The organism is Bacillus sp. GbtcB10, assembly GCF_019091365.1.
In the GTDB taxonomy this organism is placed as follows: Bacteria; Bacillota; Bacilli; order Bacillales; family Bacillaceae; genus Bacillus; species Bacillus altitudinis.
Window position 1 is genome coordinate 1 of record NZ_JAGXJP010000392.1, and the last position, 236, is coordinate 236.

Below are 236 nucleotides of genomic sequence, written 5' to 3' on the forward strand. Positions count from 1 at the left end.
TTTGAGATCGACTTTGCCATTTACAGTCATCGGCACTTGGTCTAGCTTGATGTTCCATGATGGCACCATATTGTCAGGCACGATGCGCTTTAAGCTTTCTTTCAGAGCAGCCGTTTCTGCATCTGTAATGACGTAAGCGACAAGAGCGTCTTGAACACTTGCGTCTTTGACCGTTGTCACGTCGGCTTTTATCACTTCATTTAGCGCAAGGGGCTGTGCTTCAATTTCTGTCAGCT

General features: G+C 46.6%; 1 pseudogene. It reads right to left on the reverse strand.

Going from position 1 to position 236, the window contains the following annotated elements:
• Positions 1-236 (reverse strand): annotated as a pseudogene (locus KVT11_RS20610) (condensation domain-containing protein); the annotation flags it as partial.